The organism is Noviherbaspirillum suwonense (assembly GCF_900182955.1).
Classification (GTDB): domain Bacteria; phylum Pseudomonadota; class Gammaproteobacteria; order Burkholderiales; family Burkholderiaceae_D; genus Noviherbaspirillum_A; species Noviherbaspirillum_A suwonense.
Map to the genome: position 1 here is coordinate 85,628 of NZ_FXUL01000010.1, position 20,840 is coordinate 106,467.

At 63.6% G+C, this 20,840-nt stretch carries 19 protein-coding genes; 7 read left to right on the top strand and 12 right to left on the bottom strand.

Translation table 11 applies throughout. The features are described 5' to 3' along the window. Positions 1-202: 202 nt before the first annotated feature. Together QOL82_RS14185 and QOL82_RS14190 are read left to right on the top strand one after the other, a co-directional pair. Positions 203-985 carry a 5'-methylthioadenosine/adenosylhomocysteine nucleosidase gene (locus tag QOL82_RS14185; RefSeq protein ID WP_283442936.1) on the top strand — a complete coding sequence of 261 codons (783 nt, stop codon included), beginning with the start codon at positions 203-205 and terminating at the stop codon, positions 983-985. A 261-nt stretch (positions 986-1,246) separates the two neighbouring features. Continuing rightward, entirely contained in the window at positions 1,247-2,440 is a 1,194-nt protein-coding gene (locus QOL82_RS14190) for an MFS transporter (protein WP_283442937.1), read from the top strand. Here the strand turns inward: QOL82_RS14190 and QOL82_RS14195 are convergent. Further along, positions 2,415-3,362 carry a LysR family transcriptional regulator gene (locus QOL82_RS14195; protein ID WP_283442938.1) on the bottom strand — a complete coding sequence of 316 codons (948 nt, stop codon included), beginning with the start codon at positions 3,360-3,362 and terminating at the stop codon, positions 2,415-2,417. The genes QOL82_RS14190 and QOL82_RS14195 overlap by 26 nt on opposite strands. Positions 3,363-3,523: 161 nt before the next feature. Between QOL82_RS14195 and QOL82_RS14200 the strand changes: the two genes are divergently transcribed. Continuing rightward, positions 3,524-3,829: a hypothetical protein gene (locus QOL82_RS14200; protein WP_283442939.1), complete on the top strand. Its 306-nt coding sequence runs from the start codon at positions 3,524-3,526 to the stop codon at positions 3,827-3,829. Between the two features lie 137 nt (positions 3,830-3,966). Here the strand turns inward: QOL82_RS14200 and QOL82_RS14205 are convergent, their stop codons facing one another. From QOL82_RS14205 to QOL82_RS14220, 4 genes are read right to left on the bottom strand one after another with little or no spacing between them, the layout of a single operon-like run. Next, positions 3,967-5,208: an MFS transporter gene (locus tag QOL82_RS14205; protein WP_283442940.1), complete on the bottom strand. Its 1,242-nt coding sequence runs from the start codon at positions 5,206-5,208 to the stop codon at positions 3,967-3,969. 18 nt (positions 5,209-5,226) lie between these two features. Beyond that, entirely contained in the window at positions 5,227-6,144 is a 918-nt protein-coding gene (locus QOL82_RS14210) for a pseudouridine synthase (protein ID WP_283442941.1), read from the bottom strand. Further along, positions 6,137-6,985, bottom strand: coding sequence for an S-formylglutathione hydrolase (gene fghA / locus QOL82_RS14215; protein ID WP_283442942.1), 849 nt, complete (start codon positions 6,983-6,985; stop codon positions 6,137-6,139). The genes QOL82_RS14210 and fghA overlap by 8 nt, the downstream gene beginning before the upstream one ends. Positions 6,986-7,009: 24 nt before the next feature. Further along, a complete protein-coding gene (locus QOL82_RS14220) occupies positions 7,010-8,116 on the bottom strand; it encodes an S-(hydroxymethyl)glutathione dehydrogenase/class III alcohol dehydrogenase (protein ID WP_283442943.1) in 1,107 nt (368 codons plus the stop codon). Positions 8,117-8,128: 12 nt separating this feature from the next. Between QOL82_RS14220 and QOL82_RS14225 the strand changes: the two genes are divergently transcribed. Further along, entirely contained in the window at positions 8,129-11,602 is a 3,474-nt protein-coding gene (locus QOL82_RS14225; RefSeq protein ID WP_283442944.1) for a two-partner secretion domain-containing protein, read from the top strand. 72 nt (positions 11,603-11,674) lie between these two features. Here QOL82_RS14225 and QOL82_RS14230 read toward each other — a convergent pair whose 3' ends face one another. The 3 genes from QOL82_RS14230 to QOL82_RS14240 all read right to left on the bottom strand — a co-directional run bounded on the left by QOL82_RS14230 (position 11,675) and on the right by QOL82_RS14240 (position 14,397). Continuing rightward, positions 11,675-11,914, bottom strand: coding sequence for a hypothetical protein (locus QOL82_RS14230; protein WP_283442945.1), 240 nt, complete (start codon positions 11,912-11,914; stop codon positions 11,675-11,677). 220 nt (positions 11,915-12,134) lie between these two features. Further along, complete coding sequence (locus QOL82_RS14235; RefSeq protein WP_283442946.1) at positions 12,135-12,395, bottom strand: hypothetical protein; 261 nt, start codon at positions 12,393-12,395, stop codon at positions 12,135-12,137. Positions 12,396-12,537: 142 nt separating this feature from the next. Beyond that, positions 12,538-14,397, bottom strand: coding sequence for a phosphoenolpyruvate carboxykinase (GTP) (locus tag QOL82_RS14240; RefSeq protein ID WP_283442947.1), 1,860 nt, complete (start codon positions 14,395-14,397; stop codon positions 12,538-12,540). A gap of 422 nt (positions 14,398-14,819) precedes the next feature. On the opposite strand from QOL82_RS14240, the gene QOL82_RS14245 reads away from it, so the two are divergent. Continuing rightward, a complete protein-coding gene (locus tag QOL82_RS14245; RefSeq protein ID WP_283442948.1) occupies positions 14,820-15,809 on the top strand; it encodes a D-2-hydroxyacid dehydrogenase family protein in 990 nt (329 codons plus the stop codon). 114 nt (positions 15,810-15,923) lie between these two features. Here QOL82_RS14245 and cynS read toward each other — a convergent pair whose 3' ends face one another. Continuing rightward, on the bottom strand, positions 15,924-16,367 hold the full coding sequence (gene cynS / locus QOL82_RS14250) for a cyanase (protein ID WP_283442949.1): 444 nt from the start codon (positions 16,365-16,367) through the stop codon (positions 15,924-15,926). 129 nt (positions 16,368-16,496) lie between these two features. Here cynS and QOL82_RS14255 point away from each other — a divergent pair, with 129 nt between their 5' ends. Beyond that, positions 16,497-17,087 (top strand): MOSC domain-containing protein, encoded by a 591-nt coding sequence (locus QOL82_RS14255; protein ID WP_283442950.1) that lies wholly within the window; start codon positions 16,497-16,499, stop codon positions 17,085-17,087. Here QOL82_RS14255 and QOL82_RS14260 read toward each other — a convergent pair. Further along, a complete protein-coding gene (locus QOL82_RS14260; protein ID WP_283442951.1) occupies positions 17,044-17,793 on the bottom strand; it encodes an L-asparaginase in 750 nt (249 codons plus the stop codon). The two genes, QOL82_RS14255 and QOL82_RS14260, sit on opposite strands and share 44 nt — an antisense overlap. Positions 17,794-18,013: 220 nt before the next feature. Between QOL82_RS14260 and QOL82_RS14265 the strand changes: the two genes are divergently transcribed. Further along, complete coding sequence (locus QOL82_RS14265) at positions 18,014-18,511, top strand: asparaginase domain-containing protein (protein WP_283442952.1); 498 nt, start codon at positions 18,014-18,016, stop codon at positions 18,509-18,511. On the opposite strand, the gene QOL82_RS14270 is transcribed toward QOL82_RS14265, so the two are convergent. Both QOL82_RS14270 and QOL82_RS14275 read right to left on the bottom strand, forming a co-directional pair. Next, positions 18,508-19,566 carry an AbrB family transcriptional regulator gene (locus QOL82_RS14270; protein ID WP_283442953.1) on the bottom strand — a complete coding sequence of 353 codons (1,059 nt, stop codon included), beginning with the start codon at positions 19,564-19,566 and terminating at the stop codon, positions 18,508-18,510. The genes QOL82_RS14265 and QOL82_RS14270 overlap by 4 nt on opposite strands. 191 nt (positions 19,567-19,757) lie before the next feature. Continuing rightward, positions 19,758-20,831 (bottom strand): ABC transporter ATP-binding protein, encoded by a 1,074-nt coding sequence (locus tag QOL82_RS14275; RefSeq protein ID WP_283442954.1) that lies wholly within the window; start codon positions 20,829-20,831, stop codon positions 19,758-19,760. Positions 20,832-20,840 lie beyond the last annotated feature (9 nt).

A 20,840-nucleotide genomic window follows, 5' to 3' on the forward strand; every position in this document is an offset into this window, starting at 1 on the left:
TTGTCCAGAAGCTGTCACGCGGACATACAGCGCTTATCCACTCTTTATTCAATAGCTAAGTCGTTGAATGTTCGACGGTTTACAGGGTTGCGCACAGATTTTCCCGCCGGTTAACACTACTACTATATATGTATACAGACCTTTAAAATAAAACCCGAATCCCTTCATGACGGCAGTGAACAGCCATTTCAGGAACAAAAACATGCAAAAAAAACCGATCAGGCTGGGCATTGTCAGTGCGCTTCGCGAGGAACAGACGGGACTGCTCGCGCAGATGCGCGACATGAAAACGGTGACACGCGGCATGCGCGACTATCTTCATGGAAACTTATGGGGAGTCGACTGTGTCTGCGTCCTGTCCCGGCTCGGAAAAGTTGCATCGGCAACAACTGTTGCAACGCTGATCGAGCGTTTCGATGTGTCGGCGGTCGTTTTTACCGGCGTCGCCGGATCGGCCGACCCCGATGTAAAGGTCGGTGATGTCGTCATTGCCGAAAGCCTGGTCCAGCATGACATGGATACCCGGCCGCTTTTTCCGCGATTCGAAATCCCGCTGACGGGACAGTCCAGATTTGCAAGCGATGTCGGATTAAGCGAAAAATTGCATCGCGCCGCCAGTTTGTTCCTGGAAAACGACTTGAAATCGGCCATCTCATTAACGCAGCAGCAGATTTTTGGCCTGCATCGGCCGCGCGTGCATCGCGGACTGATCGCGAGCGGCGATGAATTCATCGGCAGCACCGCCCGGCTGCGGGAATTAAGGGAAGATTTTCCGGATTTGCTTGCCGTGGAAATGGAAGGCGCGGCCGTTGCCCAGGTCTGTTTCGAATTCGGCATCCCCTTTTCGGTAATCCGCACGATTTCCGATGGCGCCGACGAGACATCGGCGATCGATTTTCTGGCATTCATCCGTGAAGTCGCAGCTGTTTATGCCTTTCATACCACCAGGCGCTTGTGCTCGATTCTGGTTGAAGACGGTTGTTAACACCCCTGCCGACGAAAAGCCGTTGTTTATTTAATTAAGGTTGTATACCCAAATAGTAGTAGTTGTTAACGCATGCCGCGACCTGTGGGTAATACTAAAAAAATCAATGAAATCAGTGGCCTGGAGATTTGATAAGACTTGCATAAGCCGTGTATGGGCTTATGGGCAATTCTGTACAAGAATTGCCGGACGGATCGCGCGCGGGTTGTACCCAGTTCATCCACAGCTTATGCAGAGCTTTATCCCCATCCGGAGCGGCCCATGAAAGCGCCGCTGCCGTTGCTGGTATCCGGCCTGGGCATCGCACAGATCGTTTCCTGGGGCAGTCTTTACTATCCGATTTCCGTGCTTGGCGAGAGCATGCAGCGCGACCTCGGCGTGTCGTCGACGGTCCTGTTCGGCGCATTCACGCTGAGCCTGCTGATCTCCGGCATGGCTGCCCCGATGGTGGGAAGGCTGATGGACGCCCATGGCGCACGCGCGGTGCTGTGCGCCGGCTCGCTGCTGGCGATGGGTGCGCTGCTGCTCACCGCACGCGCCAGCGGCCCTGTGGGCCTGTACGCGGGCGCCATGCTGTCCGGCGTGGCGATGGCGGCCTGCCTGTACGACGCGGCCTTCATGGCGCTGAACCAGCTTGCCGGCGATGCGTATCGCCGGTCGGTGACGGGTCTTACCCTGTTCGGCGGCTTTGCCAGCACCGTTTCCTGGCCGCTGTCGCAATTCCTGCTCGGCACGGTGGGCTGGCGCGATGCCTTGCTTCTCTATGCCGGCCTGCAACTGGCGCTTTGCCTGCCGCTGCACGCGCTGCTGCTGCCTGCCCGGACCGGGAAAACGCTTGCCGCGCAGGATGCCGCTCCGGCGGCCGTGGTACTGCCGGACACGCTGTGGCTGGCCACGGCGTTCGCGCTGGCGAGCTTCGTGCTGTCGGTGCTGTCGGTCCACCTGATCAGCCTGTTCCGGCTGTCCGGCCTGGAAAACGGCAGCGCCGTATTCATCGCCACGCTGGTCGGACCGATGCAGGTATTGGGACGGCTGCTGGAACTGGGCGCCGGCGGCCGGCTGCGCGCGGTCCATGTCGGCGCCGTGGCTTTCGCTTCCATGGTGCTGGCCCTCGCCGGCCTGTTCCTGCTGCACGGCGCGTCGCCGCTGGCCTTTGTCATTGCGGGTCTGTACGGGATCAGCAACGGGCTGATGACCATCGTGCGCGGCGTCGTGCCGGCCGAGCTGTATGGCAGGCGCCATTACGGCCTGCTGCTCGGGCGGCTTGCGCGGCCGGCCTTCGTGGCGCGCGCGCTGGCGCCGTTCGCCTTTCCGCTCGGGCTGGCCGGGCTGGGCACCGGCGGCGTCGTGCTGGCGCTGGGCGGCGTCGCGGCGCTCGCCTGCTGGAGCTACCGCGCCGCGCTGCGCGAGGCGGCCGCCGCCGCGGCCGCTACTGCGCCGTCGGCATCAGCGTAGCGTCCGCCGTCCTGGTGATCAGATGGTCCCGCATCCACTGGTGCGCCTTGCTGCGCGCGTCGCGCTCATGCCACAGCATGTCCACATGGACATTGGGCATGTCGAACGGCACTTCCTGGGCCACCAGCTCGTCGCTCATGCCGGTCGAGGCGATCAGGTGCTCCGGCAGCACGGTGAGCAGGTCGGAATTGGCGACGACCCGGCCGGCGGTAAAGAACTGGTTCACGGTCAGCAGGATGCGCCGTTCACGGCCGATCTGCGCCAGCGCCTCGTCGACCAGGCCGCGCGGCCGGCCGGAAAAGCTGACCAGCAGGTGGTTCGCGCTGCAATAGGCATCCAGCGTCAGCGGCTGTCCTGTCAACGGATGGTCCTTGCGCATCACGCAGACGTATTTTCCGGAATAAAGCTGTTCATGGCGTATCGGCGTGTCGGGTTCGCCCGACAATTGTGCGACCACGCCGGGGAAAAAGCCGATCGCCAGGTCGATGTCGCCGTGCAGCAGCATCGGCCGCGGCTCCCGCGTCGTCAGCGGCACCATCCGCACGTTCAGGCCGGGAGCATCGTTTTCGATCGAACGGACCAGCGACGGCAGCCACAGCGCGGCGGTCGCGTCCGCCATGGCCAGGCGAAACGTGGCACTGGCCTGGGAGACGTCGAAGGAATGCGGCGCAACCGCATCCTGCAATTCGGCCAGCGCCCGCCTGACCGCCGGCCACAGGCTCTCGGCGCGTGGCGTCGGCTTCACGCCGTGGGCGGTGCGCACCAGCAGATCGTCGTGCAGCGCGTCGCGCAGCCGGCGTATCGCATTCGACACGGCCGGCTGCGTCATCGCAAGCTGGCCCGCCGCACGCGTCAGGTTCTGTTCGCTCATGACGGCGTCGAATACCCGCAACAAGTTCAGGTCAAGGCTGAGAAAGCTCATGCGTATCCCCCTGGAGATAGGAAACATTATTCACGAGAAACATAGCTGGTATGGAAACAGGCGATTGGATTTATATCTTAGGGCTGCTTATACTGCATTGCAACATAAGCATGACTGTAAGCAATTTTTGTAGCACCTTATTCAATCAGAGAGCATCAACCATGTCTGTCCTGTCCATTGCATTTCCATTCGAGGCTGCCATCTCGTTCGCCGGCGTCGCCATGGGCGCAGCCCGGCCCCTGATCGGCGTAAGCCTGTTCGCCACCCTGCTGCTGCTGTTTCAACCGCTGTTGAAGGGCCTGCTGAAGGCAGGACTGCTGCTGCTGTCGCCGCGCAAGTCGCTCGAAGAGCGCCGCACAGCGCAAAAAGTGCGCGGCGCGAAGCTGCTCAACATGATTGCCCGCGACTACGAGTGCAGCCAGCCCAACCTCGCCGCCGAGCTTCGCCAGCTTGCATCCCGCGCGTAAATTTTTAATTCATTAACAAATATTGGTGAAAGAGAAGCAATCGCGGAAGCTTCGTCTCTGTCAGGCGTTTTTCAGGTTGTCTCCTCCTCCCCTTGGGAAGGTTAACCCCTCGAAGCAATACTTCGAGGGGTTTTTTTTCATGCTCCCGCTGCAGCACCAGCCCTGGCCCTCTGCACCTGCAGGCGGCTGAAATTCAATCCCACGCACAGCATGCCGACGGCGCCGGCCACCAGCACGGGCATCGTACCCAGGCGGTCGGCGATGACGCCCGCGATACCCACTCCCAGCGACTGACCGAGAAAGAAGCAGGAGGCGAACGCCGACACCGCGGCGCCGCGCCGTTCCGGCGCCATCTGGGTCGCATTGATCTGCAAGGTGTTGTGCAGCATGTAAAACCCCAGGCCGGTCAGGAAGCATCCGGGAATCGCCCAGGCCCAATGCGGCGCGACGCCCGTGACGAGCAGCGCACCCGATGCGATGACGGCGCCCCACCGGGTCAGCCCGGTCTCGCCCAGCCGGCGCACCAGCGCGCCTGCGCCCACCGCAAACAGCACGCCGCCAAAGCCGAACAGCATGACCAGGAGCCCCGCCTGCGATAGCGGTATGCCGTGGACCACGTGGACATGGGTCGCGATGAATGCGAAGGCGCCGTACAGGCACATTCCCTCGATGAACACGGTCGCCAGCACGACCTTTGCCCATCTTCCGGACAATACCTGGGAAAATTCCCGGATCATGCGCGCCAGCACCGCGCCTTCCACCCGGCTGGTGCGCCGCGCATAGTCGGGCAGCTGCCGGTTCAGCCTGAACAGCGTGATGCTGATCAGCACGAAACCCAGCGACACCGCGAAAAACGGCAGGCGCCAGCTGAGGAAATCGGCAGCCAGGCCGCCGACGAACACCCCGGCCGACACGCCGAGGATCTGGCCGAGCAGGAACCTGGCCAGCACCGGCTGCCGTTCATCGTACGGGATCACGTCGCCTATCCAGGCCATGGACAGCGGGATGAGCGATGCCGCGGTCGCGCCTGCCAGCAGCCTGGCCGCCAGCAGCATCGAAAAGCTGGGGGCGACCGCGCACAGCAGGGCTGTCAGCGCACAGCATGCACAGCCCCAGGCGATCACCAGGTATTTTCCGAAACGGTCGCCGACCGGGCCGAAGAACAGCTGGGAGAAGCCGTAAGCGACCGAAAAACAGGTAATGACATAGGACGCGCTGGCAAGGGAAACGCCAAACTCGGCCGCCAGCCTCGGCAGCTGCGGGTCGGTCAGCCGCAGCGACATGCCGCTGCCGAAAGCGGCCATCGACAGCACGACGATGGCAGCGCGGGGGATGGGCGTGGGAGGAAGGGGCGCGGCCGGGTCGGAAGTCGTGGTCATGAATGGGCTTGCATCGGGCTACAACTGTCGCAAGCTGGTGAAATGGCGGGCGGCGCCGTCCAGCGGGTCCGTGAAGCGCAGCGAGCGTGCCAGCAGCTTCAGCGGCGCGGACAGGTCGTCTCCCTTGCATGGAAGGGCGTCGGGATAAAACGCGTCGTTGACGATGGGGATGCCCAGCGACGCCATGTGCAGGCGTAACTGGTGCTTGCGGCCGGTCAGCGGCTCCAGCCGATAAAGCACGTGCTCGCCGCGCTGTTCCAACGGCGTAATGACCGTCTCGGAATTGGCTTCGCCGGGTGCTTCGCGCATCCGGAAAAAGGGTGTGCCGTCGACCATGCGGCTGCGGTAGGTCAGCGGAAACGTCACGCCGCGCAGCGTGCCGGCCAGCGCCTCGTATTCCTTGACGATCGCACGCTGCTGGAATAGCGACTGGTAGATGCCGCGCGTGGCCGGGTTATGGGAAAACAGCATCACGCCCGCGGTTTCCCTGTCCAGCCGGTGTATCGGCGTCAGGTCCATCAGGCCTGTCTTGCGCCGCAGCCGGACCAGCAGCGTTTCCTGCAGAAACCGGCCGGACGGCACCACCGGCAGGAAATGCGGCTTGTCGACCACCAGCAGGTGCGCATCCTGGTGCAGGATGGTTTCCTCGAACGGAATCGGGGTTTCCGCGTCGAGTTCGCGGTAGTAGAAGACCTTCGTATTCGGACGGCAAGGTGTATCGGCCCGCATTACATTGTTGCGCTCATCGAGCACTTCGCCGCGTGCGATCCGCGCGATCCATGTCGCGCCGTCGACGGCCGGAAACCGCTCCAGCAGGAAATCCAGCAGGCCGCGCCGGCAATCGGCAGGGATCGCGACGAAACTGGCGGCAACGCCATTGCGCACCGGCAGCCCGCCTGCGCCCTGTTCCCGGCGCGCGGGCGGTCCTTCAGCCATGCAGCGCCTGCCGGTGGAAGTTCAGGTGATCTTCCATGAAGGTCGAAATGAAATAATAGCCATGGTCGTAGCCGGCATGGAAGCGCAGGGTCAGCGGCTGCGCGGCCTGCCGGCAGGCCGCCTCGAACAGCGCCGGCTTCAGCTGGACGTCGAGGAATTGGTCGGACAATCCCTGGTCGATCAATATGCCGGCAGGAAACGGCGTCTGCCGCCGGCTCATCAGCGCGCTGGCATCGTGTTCGAGCCAACTGTTGCGATCGTCGCCCAAATAACGTGAAAACGCTTTCTCGCCCCAGGGACACTGGGTGGGCGCTGCAATCGGCGCAAAGGCGGAAACCGAGCAGAACAGGTCCGGATGCCGCAGCGCCAGGACCAGCGCGCCATGCCCGCCCATCGAGTGGCCAAAGATGCCGACCTTGCGCGGTACGGTCGCGAACTCCGAGGCGATCAGCGGCAGCAGCTCGCCGACGATATACGACTCCATCCGGAAATGGGAGGCATAGGGCGGCGCGCTGGCGTCGAGGTAGAAACCGGCGCCCTCGCCAAAGTCCCAGTCGGCAGTGATGCCGTCGATGCCGGTGTTGCGCGGACTGGTATCGGGCGCGACCAGCATTATGCCGTGCTGCGCCGCATAGCGCTGCGCCCCGGCCTTGATCATGAAGGTTTCCTCGGTACAGGTCAGGCCGGCCAGGTACACCAGCACGGGTACAGGTCCGGCAGACTGCTGGGGCGGGCGATAGACGGAAAACCGCATCGGCAAGCCGATCTCGGAAGATGCATGGCGGTAATACGCCTGCGTACCGCCAAAGCAGCCATGTTCGCTGATCAATTCCATCTGCATCGCTTTCTCCTTGGTAAAGCGCCCTTAATAGAGCACGACCGAGCGGATCGACTCGCCGCGTTTCATCAGGTCGAATCCTTCGTTGATCTGGTCCAGGCGCAGGGTATGCGTGATCAGGTCATCGATGTTGAGCTTGCCTTCCATGTACCAGTCGACGATCTTCGGCACGTCCGTGCGTCCGCGGGCGCCGCCGAATGCCGAGCCTTTCCATACCCGGCCCGTCACCAGCTGGAACGGACGCGTGCTGATTTCCTCGCCCGCGGCCGCGACGCCGATGATGATGGACTGGCCCCAGCCCTTGTGACAGCACTCGAGCGACTGCCGCATCGTGGTGGTGTTGCCGATGCATTCGAACGAATAGTCGGCGCCGCCGTCGGTCAGCTGGACGATATGGTCGACCACATTGGGGACGTCCTTCGGGTTGACGAAGTGCGTCATGCCGAACTTGCGCGCCATCGCTTCCCGCTCGGGATTGAGGTCGACGCCGATGATCTTGTCCGCACCGACCATGCGCGCCGCCTGGATCACGTTCAGGCCGATGCCGCCCAGGCCGAACACCACCACATTGGCGCCTGCCTCGACCTTTGCGGTGAAAAGCACCGCGCCGACGCCGGTCGTCACGCCGCAGCCGATATAGCAAACCTTGTCGAACGGCGCGTCCGGACGGATCTTTGCGACCGCGATTTCAGGGACCACGATATGGTTGGCGAAGGTCGATGTGCCCATGTAGTGGAAGATCGGCTTGCCGTCGATCGAAAAGCGCGATGTCGCATCCGGCATCAGGCCGCGTCCCTGCGTGTTGCGTATGGCCTGGCACAGGTTGGTTTTCTGCGACAGGCAGAACTTGCACTGGCGGCATTCGGGTGTGTACAGCGGAATGACATGGTCGCCGGCGCGCAGCGACTTGACGTCGGGGCCGACATCGACCACGACCCCTGCGCCCTCGTGTCCCAGGATGGAAGGAAAGATCCCCTCGGGATCGGCGCCCGACAGGGTGTAGTAATCGGTATGGCAGATGCCGGTGGCCTTGACCTCGATCAGCACCTCCCCCGCTTTCGGCCCTTGCAGGTCCACCTCTTCCACGGTCAACGGTGCGCCTGCTTTCCACGCGATTGCGGCCTTTGTTTTCATGCTGGATCCTTTTTGTTATTGACACGTCGGTGTGTCGAATTTCCGGTTCGGGTGAGTATAAACGAAGGCGCAAGTAACCATATTCGACCAGCGGACGGTGCGTTGATTGCATTAATTATTAGCCGAATTGCTAATGATTGTTCTGCGGGACCGGATCGGCACATAGATTCGAAGGTCGCTGTTCTGTCCGACGCGCCGCATCCAGGAGACGTCTCCATGATTACCTGCCCTCCCCACGCTTCCTCCCTGCCTGCTCCAGGCAAAAAAATCGAAAGAATCCGCTGCCTGCCCGCGCCATTGTCGCTGGCCATCGCCTGCCTGTATTCGACTTCCGCCCAGGCGCTGCCGCAGAATCCCACCACGGTGTCCGGCAAGGTCAGCATCACCACCGCCAACCAGGCAATGCAGGTCAACCAGACGACGAACAAGGCCATTATCGAATGGCAGAAGTTCGGCGTCGCATCCAACGAGTCGGTCACCTTCAACCAGCCGTCCAGGTCGTCGGTGATACTGAACCGGGTAAGCGGCATGGAAACCAGCGCGCTGGACGGCATGCTCAATGCGACCGGCCAGGTATTCATCGTCAACCCCAACGGCGTATTGATAGGCCCCACCGCGCGCGTCAATGCGGGCGGCCTGCTGGCATCCACGCTGGCGATCGAAAACCAGCGTTTCCTCAACAGCGATTTCACCTTCGCCGCCAGGTCCGACAGCGACAAGGCGCCGGTTGGCAATGCCGGTTCGGTCACCGCAGTTGACGGCGGCTATGTCATCCTGCTGGCCAATAACGTCCGCAATAGCGGCACGATCGATGCCCCTGCCGGCCATGTGCTGATGGGCGCCGGGAGCAAGGCCACGCTGTACCTCAGCGACCAGTCCCTGCTGGGCTATCGCATCGACGCCGGCTCCGCCGCGGCCCTGGTCGAAAATGCCGGCAGAATCAGGGCGGACGGCGGCAAGGTGACGCTGGCGGCAAGTGGCATCAGCGGCGCCAGCCAGCTCGCGAGCGCAGCGGTCAATCACAGCGGCATCATCGAGGCGAAGACGCTGAACGGCAAGGCAGGCGCCATCGTGCTGTCGGGCGACATGCAGGCGGGACGGGTGTCTGTCACCGGCAGGCTCGACGCGTCTGCTCAGGCAGGCGTCGGGGGCACCATAGACACGTCTGCGGCTGTCGTCGCTGTCGGCAGCAATGCCAGCATATCCACCGAATCGGTGTCGGGAGCGACAGGCTTGTGGACAGCGACATCGCTCAACCCTGTCATTGGCGGGGACAGGGACAGCATTTCCAATACAGTATTAGCCAAAGCGCTGGACAAGAGCAATGTGACGGTAAGCGCCTATGGAAACGGCACGGGCACGAGCGGCAGCCTGTCTATCGCCGGTGAAATCGACGCGCGGGGAAAGCACAAGCTGATGGTGAAGGCGACGCACGACGTGCTGGTCGCTGCGCCGGTGACCGTAGGCAGTGGTGGATTCGCCGCCCGGGCGGACAGTGACGGCTCCGGCGAAGGCGCGGTGAAGTTCGACGCTGCCGCCACGATCCGCGGAAACGATGGCGCGCCGATAGACATCTACACCAATGTCCCAAGCTACAGCGACACGTCCCGCTATGACGGCTTCATCACCTCGCCATACCGCCTGTGGATGCTGGTCAACAACGCAGGCCAGCTGCAGGACATGCAGTCCAACCTCTCCGGCAACTATGCGCTGGGCAGGGATATCGATGCCGCCGGAACAGCCGCATGGAACGGCGGCGCCGGATTCCGGCCGATAGGACTTGACCGGAAGCGGTTCGATGGCCAGCTCGACGGCATGAGCCACGTCATTTCCAATCTCACGATCAACCGTCCCCGCAACGACTACGTCGGCCTCTTTTCCGAAATGACGGGCACCGTCATGAACCTGGGCCTGCGGAATGTCCATGTGACGGCGAACAGCCATGCCGGCGCCTTTGCCGGCTACAACGGCGGCACGCTGAAGAATGTCTACGCAACCGGAAGCGTGTCGGTGGACGTGGAGCGCGGATACAGCGAACAGTCCACCAACACCGCCGGCGGCCTGGTCGGAAGCAATGGCAGGAGTGGAGCCATCAGGGATGCCTATAGCCTGGTCGATGTCGGCGGCGACGCCATCCTCGGGGGAATTGCCGGGACAAACGAAGGAACGATAGACGGCGTCTACGCGGCGGGCAAGGTGGGAAGGCCCAACTTCGCCGATGAATTATTTGGTATCGGCGGCATCGCCGGCATCAACAGCGGGCCAGTGAGAAACACGTACTGGACGACCGATGGCACGGGCAAAAACCTGGCTTTCGGCAGCGATCATTCGAGTGTCGACGGCGGCAATTCGGTCCATGCACTGACAAACGACGGCCTGCGGACCGCGGAACTCGGCCTGGACTTCGATACGCGCTGGTTCCGCTACGATGGATACACGGCGCCCCTGCTCAGGTCCTTCCTGAAGCCGCTGACCATCGACGGGATTTCCCGCGAGGTGGACAAGATCTATGACAGCCTTGCCTTCGATTTTCAGCCCGCTTTCCTGTATTCCATCCCGGAAGCGGCATCCTCTGCACACCTGAATTCACGCAATGACGCAACGCGCGGCGCCCAGGGTTCGGATGTCGGCACGTACAGCAGCGGCACGGTCACGACCTTCTGGTCGGATCAGCAGGGCTATTTGATACGCAATCCGATCGTACGGCAAAAAACGATCGTTGCAATCCATGCAAGGCCAATCGTCCTGCAAGCCACCGCCGACACAAAGTATTTCGATGATTCCATCGTGTCTCCGGCGCTTCCCGGCGTTTCGAACGACAGGAATGAGCGCAATGCTGGCCTGGTAAGCGGCGACGTCCTGGATGCGGTGCAATCATTCGATGCAAAGGTGGCTGGCGATCGAACGTTAAGTATTTCCTCGGTTGAAATCAAAAACAGCCAGGGGAAAAACGTGACGTCGAACTATGAAATAAGCAGGTCCGACGCCATTGGAAAAATAGTGGAGAAGAAGGCCGATACTATTCCTGAAATACCGGTGACGGATGGAGGGAATGGCAATGGCACGGGTGACGGAAGCGGCGGCGGCACGGGTGGCGGAAACGGCGGCGGCACAGGTGGCGGAAATGGCGGCGGCACGGGCGGTGGAAACGGCGGCGGCACGGGCGGTGGAAACGGCGGCGGCGCGGGCGGCGGGAACGGCGTTGGCACGGGCGGCGGAACCAATGGCGGGCTGGGTAGGGGAAGCGGTAATGGCTCTGGCGGGACTAACGGGGGCGCTAATGGCGGAAATGCCGGCGGGACTCTCGGGTCGCCTGCCGATAGGTCGGGCGAGCAACAGCGAAGCGCTACCCTTTTCGCCTATCTCGGCGACCGGGGCGAAGACGAACTGAAGAAAAGAAGCCTGGAAAATAGCAAGCTCAGGAATGCCTTTACGTTATCGATACGGGACGGCGGTATTCGCGTTCCCGGGGAGACGGCCAGGTAGGACTGGCCTGCTTCGGTGGCGCCCCTCCCGTGCGGGCGCCCCGATGCATTTCGCTGGAGACGGGCGCGGCGTTCACTGTCTTCTCCGCTTCATCCAGTTGTAATTCGGCGCCGGGTCGGCGGCGCCGGCCTGCCCTACCGAATCGGGGTTTTCCGACGACAGCACGACAAAGCTGACAGGCTCGCCGGAACGCTGCCGCTGGCGCAGTTCTTCCATGAACTGCAGGGCGGCGCGCAGATCGTCCGCGGGAAACAGCGCCTGTGCCGGCTTCTGAATTTCGTTCGCCAGTTCGGTCCAATAAACCATGTACATGGATTGCTACCTTTCTCCTTGTCCAATGACTGTCCATCAATAGCGACGGGCCGTCATGCTGGCCGTCGAGCATCGGGGCGCCTGCATGATGGCGCTTGCATCAGGCCGCGTGCATCGAGCCGCTTGCATCGAGCCGCCCACATCCCCTGCCGTGGATTGCATCAGCTTCCCCTGGGCCAGCCTGTCCGGAATTCCTTGCCGGGTCGGCCAGCAGCGGCCGTTAATGCTGCTGCATCCACTCGTTCACCGACTCCGGCCCATAACCGGCAAATGGCTTTCTGCTGGTGATGACATACAAGTTACACGAGCTTTCCATCAGGCTGCGCAACTGGGTAAATACGGCTTGCGGCGTGAGGTCGGTAGAAATCGCGTAGCTGGTGTTCGTCAACTTTGCCCATGGATAATTCTTGATCGCACGGATCATCGGGTAGTGCGAAGCGCCCGTCGGACTGTAGTCGAAGATGATGATGAGCACCGCCATGCGTTTCCCCGGTATGCCAAAGAAAAACGCGGCCAGGTTACCCTGCCGCGCATTTGTTTTGCCTGCTGTGCCGCTTCGACATCCGGGTCCGGCTGCAGGCGCCGCATGACTGCGGCGCCTGCAGCGGACGTCGGACGCTTGCTTATGCCTTGAGCCGCTGCTCCAGCTTGTCCTTGGCGGTTTGCAGTTCCTGCGGGAGTTTGTAGCTCAGTTTTTCAAACAGTTCGCTGTGAAGCTTCAGTTCGTCCTGCCATGCATCGAGGTCGATCGACGTGATCTTGTCGAACTTGTCGCGGCTGAAGTCGGTGCCGGCCCAGTGCAGGTCTTCGTAACGCGGGGTGGTGCCGAACAGGTGTTCCACGCCTTCCGAAGCCGTGCCTTCGATACGCTCGAGCATCCACTTCAGGACACGCATGTTGTCGCCGAATCCCGGCCAGACGAACTTGCCGTTTTCGTCGGTGCGGAACCAGTTGACGCAGAAGATATGCGGCAGCTTGGCGCCGGTGGCGGAAAGCCTTTCACCCATTTCCAGCCAGTGCTGGAAGTATTCGCTCATGTTGTAGCCGGTGAACGGCAACATTGCGAACGGGTCGCGGCGAACCACGCCCTGCTGGCCAGTTGCGGCCGCGGTGGTTTCCGAACCCATGGTCGCTGCCATGTAGACGCCTTCGACCCAGTCGCGCGCTTCGGTGACCAGCGGCACGGTCGTCGAGCGGCGGCCGCCGAAGATGAAGGCGGAGATGGGCACGCCGGCCGGATCGTCCCAGGACGGGTCGAGCACCGGGTTGCTGCTGGCAGATACGGTGAAGCGCGCATTCGGATGCGCTGCCTTGCGGCCGGTTTCCTTCGCAACTTCCGGGGTCCAGTCCTTGCCCTGCCAGTCGATCAGGTGCGCAGGCGCTTCCTTGGTCATGCCTTCCCACCAGACGTCGCCATCGTCGGTCAGCGCGACGTTGGTGAAGATGGTGTTTTCCTTCAGCGACGCCATGCAGTTGAAGTTGGTGTCGCTGTTGGTGCCCGGCGCGACGCCGAAATAGCCGGCTTCCGGGTTGATCGCGTACAGCTTGCCGTCGGCGCCCGGCTTGATCCATGCAATGTCGTCGCCGATGGTCGTGACTTTCCAGCCGTCGAAGCCCGATGGCGGGATCAGCATCGCAAAGTTGGTCTTTCCGCAGGCCGACGGGAATGCCGCTGCGACATAGTGTTTCTTGCCTTCCGGGTTTTCAACGCCCAGGATCAGCATGTGCTCGGCCAGCCAGCCCTCTTCGCGGCCCATGATGGAGGCGATGCGCAGCGCAAAGCACTTCTTGCCCAGCAGCGCGTTGCCGCCGTAGCCGGAGCCGAACGACCAGATTTCGCGGGTTTCCGGGTAGTGAACGATGTACTTGGTCGGATTGCAAGGCCATGGCACGTCTTTCTGGCCAGCCTGCAGCGGCGCGCCGACGGTGTGGACGCATGGCACGAAGTCGCCGTCGCTGCCCAGCACGTCGTACACCGCGCGGCCCATGCGGGTCATGATGCGCATGTTGACTGCAACGTAGGGGGAATCGGACAGCTCGACGCCGATGTGCGCGATCGGCGAGCCGAGCGGGCCCATCGAGAACGGAACGACATACATCGTGCGGCCGCGCATCGCGCCGTCGAACAGGCCGTTCATGGTGGCGCGCATTTCGGCAGGCGCGGTCCAGTTGTTGGTCGGGCCGGCGTCTTCCTGCTTTTCAGGGCAAATGAACGTGCGGTCTTCGACACGGGCCACGTCCGACGGATCGGAACAGGCGAGGTAGCTGTTCGGACGCTTTTCCGGGTTCAGCTTTTTCATGGTGCCGGCGGCGACCATCTGGTTGCACAGGCGGTCGTATTCTTCCTGCGAGCCGTCGCACCAGTAGATGTTGGCAGGCTTGGTCAGCGCAGCGATCTCGGCGACCCAGCTGATCAGCTTCTGGTGCTTGACATAGGATGGCGCCTCGACGGCGGTGATGCCGTCCATAACGGGCTGGTTCATGGGTACTACCTCCAATGACGATAAAAAAATCTGTACTGGCATACCGGGATCGCTGTCCAGTTGCCGGCGCCCTGGCGGGCGGCCTGGCAGGCCTGGGTGCGTCTGGGGCAAAGAGCGCGATGCTTGGCGGCAGGGTTTGCCAGCCGGTATGTTGCTTCGTGAATACGGGCAGGTTTGCGAAAAATGGTGGGTGATTGTACACCTGTCTTTTTTGCAAATCCAACGACAAAGCTCAACTCTGGAGGAAATAGTAGTCGACTTAAATAGTAGGCTATACCGCGCTAAACCCTTGTTTTCCCTCGCATTTTTTCAGCTATTTTGCTGCGCTGCCGCATTTTCTCCGGTCACCGGCGAATTGTCCCCGGCACGCTATCATCTGCCGGGACACGTTCGGCCCTGCCACCCAAAACAGGAATTCATTGATGAAGATCGCCATACTCGACGACTACCAGGATGCCGTCCGGCAACTGGATTGCTTTCAATTGCTTGACGGCCACGACGTCAAGGTATTCAACAACAGTGCGCGCGGCATCGGCCAGCTGGCGGCGCGGCTGGCGCCTTTCGAGGCGCTGGTGCTGATCCGCGAGCGCACCGTGATATCGAAGGCGCTGCTGGACAAGCTCCCCAACCTGAAGCTGATCTCGCAGACCGGCAAGGTCAGCGGCCATGTCGATGTCGACGCCGCCACCGCGCAGGGCGTCGCCATTGTCGAGGGCGTCGGCGACCCGACCGCGCCGGCCGAGCTGACCTGGGCGCTGATCATGGACGCCAGCCGGCGCGTGAGCCAGTACGCCGGTTATTTGAAGCAGGGTGTATGGCAATCGGCTTCGCCGCTGCCGCAGCACAACCGGCTGGGCGTGGCGCTCAAGGGCCGCACGCTGGGGATCTGGGGCTATGGCAAGATCGGCCGCAAGATCGCCGGCTACGGCAAGGCCTTCGGCATGCAGGTGCTGGTCTGGGGACGCGAACCGAGCCGGCAGGCGGCGCAGCAGGACGGTTATTCCGTCGCCGCCAGCAAGGAGCAGTTCTTCGCGCAGTCCGACGTGCTCACGCTGCACCTGCGCCTGAACGACGCGACCCGCGGCATCGTCCAGGCGGCCGATCTGGCCGCGATGAAGCCGACCGCCATCCTGGTCAACACCAGCCGCGCCGAACTGGTCGCGGAAGGCGCGCTCGAAGCCGCGCTGGCGGCCGGCCGGCCGGGCCAGGCGGCGCTCGATGTGTTCGAGCAGGAGCCGCTGGCGCCGGACAGCCCGCTGCTGCGGATGGACAACGTGCTGGCGACGCCGCACCTGGGCTACGTGGAAAAGGATGGCTACGAACTGTACTTCGACGCCGCATTCCGCAATATCGTGGATTTTGCGAACGGGACGCCGAAGAACGTGCTGAATCCGGAAGCGCTGAAGGCGTAGGTCCCGGCGGGAGACAAAGGGAAAAAGGAAGGCCGGCGAATGTCGCCGACCGCATGCGATGCGTTGACGGTTAACGCATCGCGCCGGATCAGCGCAGCAGAGAACGGCCGGACTTCAATATGTCTTGTATGGCAGGAACTTGCCCGACAGGACCACGTTGACCCGGTCGCCCTTGGGATCGGCCTCGCGCTGGATATCCATCGAAAAGTCGATCGCGCTCATGATGCCGTCGCCAAATTCCTCGTGGATCAGTTCCTTGATTGTCGTGCCGTAGACGCTGACGATCTCGTACCAGCGATAGATCAGCGGGTCGGTCGGCACCGGGGTTGCCAGCGAACCCTTGTACGGAACGATCTGCAGCCACGCGCATTCCTCGTCGGTGAGTTCGAACAGTTCCTGGGCGACGGCCGCCTGCGCCTTGGTGAATGTCATCTGGCCGAGGCAGGCAGCGGTGGTCCATTCCTTGCTCTGTCCGATGCTGACGGCGATATCGCGCCAATGCAGCCCTTTCCTTACTTTTGCGGCGATGATCTTGCCGGTGACTAGCGTGCGATCCATTTCTTCCTCCTGGTTGTCTGTGGCCACGCTTTCAGCAAGAGCCGTGCCATTCGCCCGGCGCCGGAAACGCCGCGTCCTGGTGCAGCCGGCCGCCTCGCCGCACCAATGCAAACCATGACGGGACCAGCAATGAAACTCATCAGCGTGAACGTGGCGCAGGTCGGCCCCCTCTTCGGCCCCGTGCCGGCCAACGGCCGCCAGGTCGCCACGGCGATACACAAGCAGCCGGTCGCCGGCCCGGTGGCGGTGGGCCGCCTGGGGCTGGACGGCGATGCCCAGGCCGACCGCCGGCTGCATGGCGGTCCGGGCAAGGCGGTGTACGCGTATCCGCTGGAGCATTACGCATTCTGGCAAACCCAGCGCCGGCTGGCCGGCAAGGGCGACGCCGCGCTCGTTCATGGGGCGCTGGGCGAGAACCTGACGGTGCAGGGCCTGCTGGAAGACGCCTGCTGGATAGGCGACCGGCTGGCGGTGGGCACGGCGCTGCTGGAAGTGAGCGAGGTGCGCACGCCCTGCTTCAAGCTGAACGTGAAAATGGGCTTGTCCCACGCGGCGCGCCTGATGGACCAGAGCGGCCACACCGGCTTCTACCTGCGGGTGCTGCGGCCCGGGATGATTGCCGCCGGCGACGCGGTGACCGTGCTGCCCGGCCCGCGCAGCCTGACGATCGCGCAGATCAACGCAGGTCGTCGGACGGCACGCCAGCCGGATTTATTCTGATCAGGCGGATCGCCGGCACGCTGGGCCAGAGCCCGGCCCAGCCCGGCGGCCACGGCAGCGCCGGGCCGGCATAGTCGGGCACGCCGCGCCGCACCGCGATCACCGGCAAGCCTTCCGGCTGCGAGTCGCCCTGGTCCCAGCCGAGGCTGAACGCATAGTCCGGCAGCAGCGCCTCGCACACCATCTCGAACCAGGCCGCGTGATCCTCGTCGCGGCCCAGCGCCTGCGACATGCCCTGCGGGTCGAAGCGCGCCAGCGCGCTGGAAAGCTCCTGCGCATCGGCGCCGGGGGCGTCGCCCCAGCCCATGATGGGATTCAGGTTGTACTCGGCGCCCGAACCGTACCAGCCCTCGCGCCACGGCCGCTGCATCCAGTTGCGCGGGCCGGTGAACAGGTGCCAGCGCCAGTGCAGGCCGGACGCCTTCGGCCAGGTGTACAGGTAGAGCCGCTGGTAGCCGGCGCGGTGCAGCCCGCGCACCATTTCCATCAGCCGCGCATGCGGCATGCGCGCCGGCGGCTGGACCCGGAACAGGATGGGTTCGCCGTCGGCATGCTGGACCTGGTCGGACGACAGGTTCAGGTCCAGCGTGCGGCCTTCGGCGCCGAAGCGGGCCGAGATCCAGCCGGTCAGCAGATTGACCGAGGTGATCACGCCATAGCCGCGATAGCGATGGAAAATAACGGTTCCGGGAGCGACGGGTTTCATGGGTTCGGTGGAAAGGAAAGGACTTGCAAGGCCAAAATGTAGCCACAGTGTAGCGGCAACCGCCACGGCTGGAAGCCGGCGGTTCAGGCGACAGGGGGACAGGACAGGCAACCGGTATTGGATCGGCGATACGCGCTGGAAATTCCCGCAAACGCAAAATTTTCCGGAAGCCGGCTGCGCTATGATAGCCGCCTCCCGCTTCCATTCCCACATTACTGCCATGAGCTTATGCGTGATTGCCGCCGGCGGCACCTTCGACAAGCATTACGATGAAATTGCCGGCACGCTCGGCTTCGGCGCCAGCGTGCTGCCGGCCGTGATTGCGCGCAGCCGCATCAGCCAGCCGGTGCGCCTCGAGCAGCTGCCGCTGCTGGATTCGCTGGACATGCAGGACGAGGACCGGCTGCGCATACTCGACGCCTGCCGGCGCGCCGGCGAGGACTGCATCATCGTCATCCACGGCACCGACACGATGCCGGAAACCGCGCAGGTGCTTGGACAGGCCGAGCTCGACAAAACCATCGTCCTCACCGGCGCGATGATCCCGTATGAAATTGCCAACTCGGATGCGCTGTTCAACTTCGGCATGGCATTCGGCGTCGCGCAGACGCTGCCGGCGGGGGTGCATGTGGTAATGAGCGGCCAGGTATTCGCCTGGGACAATGTGCGGAAGGACAGGTCGCAGGGTGTGTTCCAGCCAGCGAGAAACACGCCCTAGGCGTCGGCCCGCGCCTGGAAGTAGCGCATCGAGCGGAACAGCGGGCCGATGGTCAGCACCAGCACCGACATCCTGATCACATGGAAGGCGGTGACGATGGGCACGCCGAGATTGAGCGTGCGCGCGGTCAGGCTCATCTCCGCGATGCCGCCCGGCGAGGTGGCGAGGATGGCGGTGGCCGGGTTGATGCTGCTGGTCCAGGCCAGCAGCATGCCGAAGCCGCCAGCCACCAGGATCGCCAGCAGCGCGCAGACCGCCACGCTGGCCAGGTAGCGCGGCGCGGTATGCAGGAATTCCGGCGTGAAGCGGGTGCCGAGCGAAATGCCGATGAAGAGCTGGCCGAAATGCGTCATCCATTCCGGCAGCGCCGACAGGTTCACGCCGAAAGCGGTCAGCAGGATGGCCACCAGCAGCGGCCCGATGACCCAGACATTGGGCCAGTTGAAGCGCGACAGCAGCAGCGCGCCGGCCGAGGTCAGCGCCACCAGCAGCATCAGGCCGTCGTAATGCACGACGCGCGCGCCGGGCACGAACGGGTCGAGGCCATGCACATCGAGGAACTTGAATGCGAACGGCACCAGCACCACCACCATCATGATGCGCAGGCTGTGCGCCGCGGCGACCCGGTCCACCGCGGCGCCGTGGCGCTCGCCCTGCGCCGCCATCTCGGAAGCGCCGCCGACTGCCATCGCAAAAAAGGCGGTGACGCGGTCGACGCCCGACAGCCGCGCCAGCAGCCAGGCGCACGAGATGCCCAGCGCCATGGCGAACACGGTGCCGGCGAAGATCCACGGCAGGTAGGAAGCCAGCACCTTGACCACCAGCGGCGTGAAGTACAGGCCGAGCGCGGTGCCGATCGCCCATTGCCCGCCCTGCCGCACCGCGGTCGGGCAATACAGCGACACGCCGGCCATGCGGGTGGCGGCGCTGGCGAACAGCGGGCCTATCATCCACGGCAGCGGCGTACGCAGCGCATTGCACAGGCCGGCGGCGGCGAGGCCCAGCAGCAGCGTAACGATGAAGGAGCGAAAGTCGGCGAAGGTCGGGAACGGCATGGTGATGGATTGGAAGGCAGTTGCCCCGATGGTCGCATATCGCGGCGATCGGGGCAGCTTGCAGGATGGAGGACGGCAGTCAGTGCAGGGCCGCGCAGGCTGGTGCAGGCCGGCCGGCGCGGCCACGGAAACGACGCGCGTCGCGCGCCGTTCGCGCCGGGCGCATCAGGCGTCCCGGCCCCGGCGCGGCGTCAGAACACCCAGAGCTTTTCCTGCGGCAGCTGCAGCCAGTAGTCGCCCGGCGCCAGCCGGTAGGGCGAATAGGCGCGCAGCCCGCCTTCCCGCGCTTCCGGCCGGTGGAACAGGCATTCCCAGCGGTCGCCCAGGTACATGCAGGTCGACAGCGGCAGCCGGATCGCATTGTCGGCCTGGGTGTCGGAGATGCGCACCTGTTCGAGCCGTATCATCGCCGTCGCCGTGCCGTCGACGCTGCCGCCGCGCGCGGTGCCCATCATGGTCGAGCCGTCGACATCCAGCGTCACGCGGTCGCCGTCGCGGCGGATCACCTTGCCGGGCAGCTTGTTGTTGCTGCCCATGAATTCGGCGGTGAACAGGCTGTCGGGCATTTCATACATGCTCTGCGGCGCGCCCTGCTGCTCGATCTTGCCGTTGTTGAGCAGAAGGATGCGGTCGGAAATGGCCATCGCCTCGGCCTGGTCGTGCGTGACCATCAGCGCCGACAGGCCCAGCCGCACGATCAGCTCGCGCAGGAAGGCGCGCGCTTCCTCGCGCAGCTTGGCGTCGAGGTTGGACAGCGGCTCGTCGAGCAGGATCACCGGCGGGTTGTAGACCAGCGCGCGGGCAATCGCGACCCGCTGCTGCTGGCCGCCGGAGAGCTGGTGCGGGAAGCGCTCGCCGAGATGGCCCAGGCCCAGCTGGCCCAGCACTTCCTTGACCCGCTTGGCGATCTCGTCGCCGGGCACCTTGCGCAGCTTCAGGCCGTAGCCGACGTTGTCGGCCACGGTCTTGTGCGGCCACAGCGCATAGGACTGGAACACCAGCCCGAGGCTGCGCTGCTCGGCCGGCATCTCGAACTTGCGCTCGCCGTCGAACACCACGCGGTCGCCGATGTTGATGGTGCCGGACTTCGGGCTTTCCAGCCCGGCCACCGCGCGCAGCAGCGTGGTCTTGCCGCTGCCCGACGGGCCCAGCAGCGCCACCACCTCGCCGCGCTGCAGGTCCATCGACACGCCCTTCAGGATGGCATTGGCGGTGGCGCCGGTGCCATAGTCCAGGTACAGGTTATTGACGCGTAATTCAGACATGATGAAGTC

Coding starts and splice junctions, on each gene's coding strand:
- QOL82_RS14185 (WP_283442936.1), top strand. CDS start 203: ATGCAAAAAAAACCGATCAGGCTGGGCATTGTCAGTGCGCTTCGCGAG.
- QOL82_RS14190 (WP_283442937.1), top strand. CDS start 1,247: ATGAAAGCGCCGCTGCCGTTGCTGGTATCCGGCCTGGGCATCGCACAG.
- QOL82_RS14195 (WP_283442938.1), bottom strand. CDS start 3,362: ATGAGCTTTCTCAGCCTTGACCTGAACTTGTTGCGGGTATTCGACGCC.
- QOL82_RS14200 (WP_283442939.1), top strand. CDS start 3,524: ATGTCTGTCCTGTCCATTGCATTTCCATTCGAGGCTGCCATCTCGTTC.
- QOL82_RS14205 (WP_283442940.1), bottom strand. CDS start 5,208: ATGACCACGACTTCCGACCCGGCCGCGCCCCTTCCTCCCACGCCCATC.
- QOL82_RS14210 (WP_283442941.1), bottom strand. CDS start 6,144: ATGGCTGAAGGACCGCCCGCGCGCCGGGAACAGGGCGCAGGCGGGCTG.
- fghA (WP_283442942.1), bottom strand. CDS start 6,985: ATGCAGATGGAATTGATCAGCGAACATGGCTGCTTTGGCGGTACGCAG.
- QOL82_RS14220 (WP_283442943.1), bottom strand. CDS start 8,116: ATGAAAACAAAGGCCGCAATCGCGTGGAAAGCAGGCGCACCGTTGACC.
- QOL82_RS14230 (WP_283442945.1), bottom strand. CDS start 11,914: ATGTACATGGTTTATTGGACCGAACTGGCGAACGAAATTCAGAAGCCG.
- QOL82_RS14235 (WP_283442946.1), bottom strand. CDS start 12,395: ATGGCGGTGCTCATCATCATCTTCGACTACAGTCCGACGGGCGCTTCG.
- QOL82_RS14240 (WP_283442947.1), bottom strand. CDS start 14,397: ATGAACCAGCCCGTTATGGACGGCATCACCGCCGTCGAGGCGCCATCC.
- QOL82_RS14245 (WP_283442948.1), top strand. CDS start 14,820: ATGAAGATCGCCATACTCGACGACTACCAGGATGCCGTCCGGCAACTG.
- cynS (WP_283442949.1), bottom strand. CDS start 16,367: ATGGATCGCACGCTAGTCACCGGCAAGATCATCGCCGCAAAAGTAAGG.
- QOL82_RS14255 (WP_283442950.1), top strand. CDS start 16,497: ATGAAACTCATCAGCGTGAACGTGGCGCAGGTCGGCCCCCTCTTCGGC.
- QOL82_RS14260 (WP_283442951.1), bottom strand. CDS start 17,793: ATGAAACCCGTCGCTCCCGGAACCGTTATTTTCCATCGCTATCGCGGC.
- QOL82_RS14265 (WP_283442952.1), top strand. CDS start 18,014: ATGAGCTTATGCGTGATTGCCGCCGGCGGCACCTTCGACAAGCATTAC.
- QOL82_RS14270 (WP_283442953.1), bottom strand. CDS start 19,566: ATGCCGTTCCCGACCTTCGCCGACTTTCGCTCCTTCATCGTTACGCTG.
- QOL82_RS14275 (WP_283442954.1), bottom strand. CDS start 20,831: ATGTCTGAATTACGCGTCAATAACCTGTACCTGGACTATGGCACCGGC.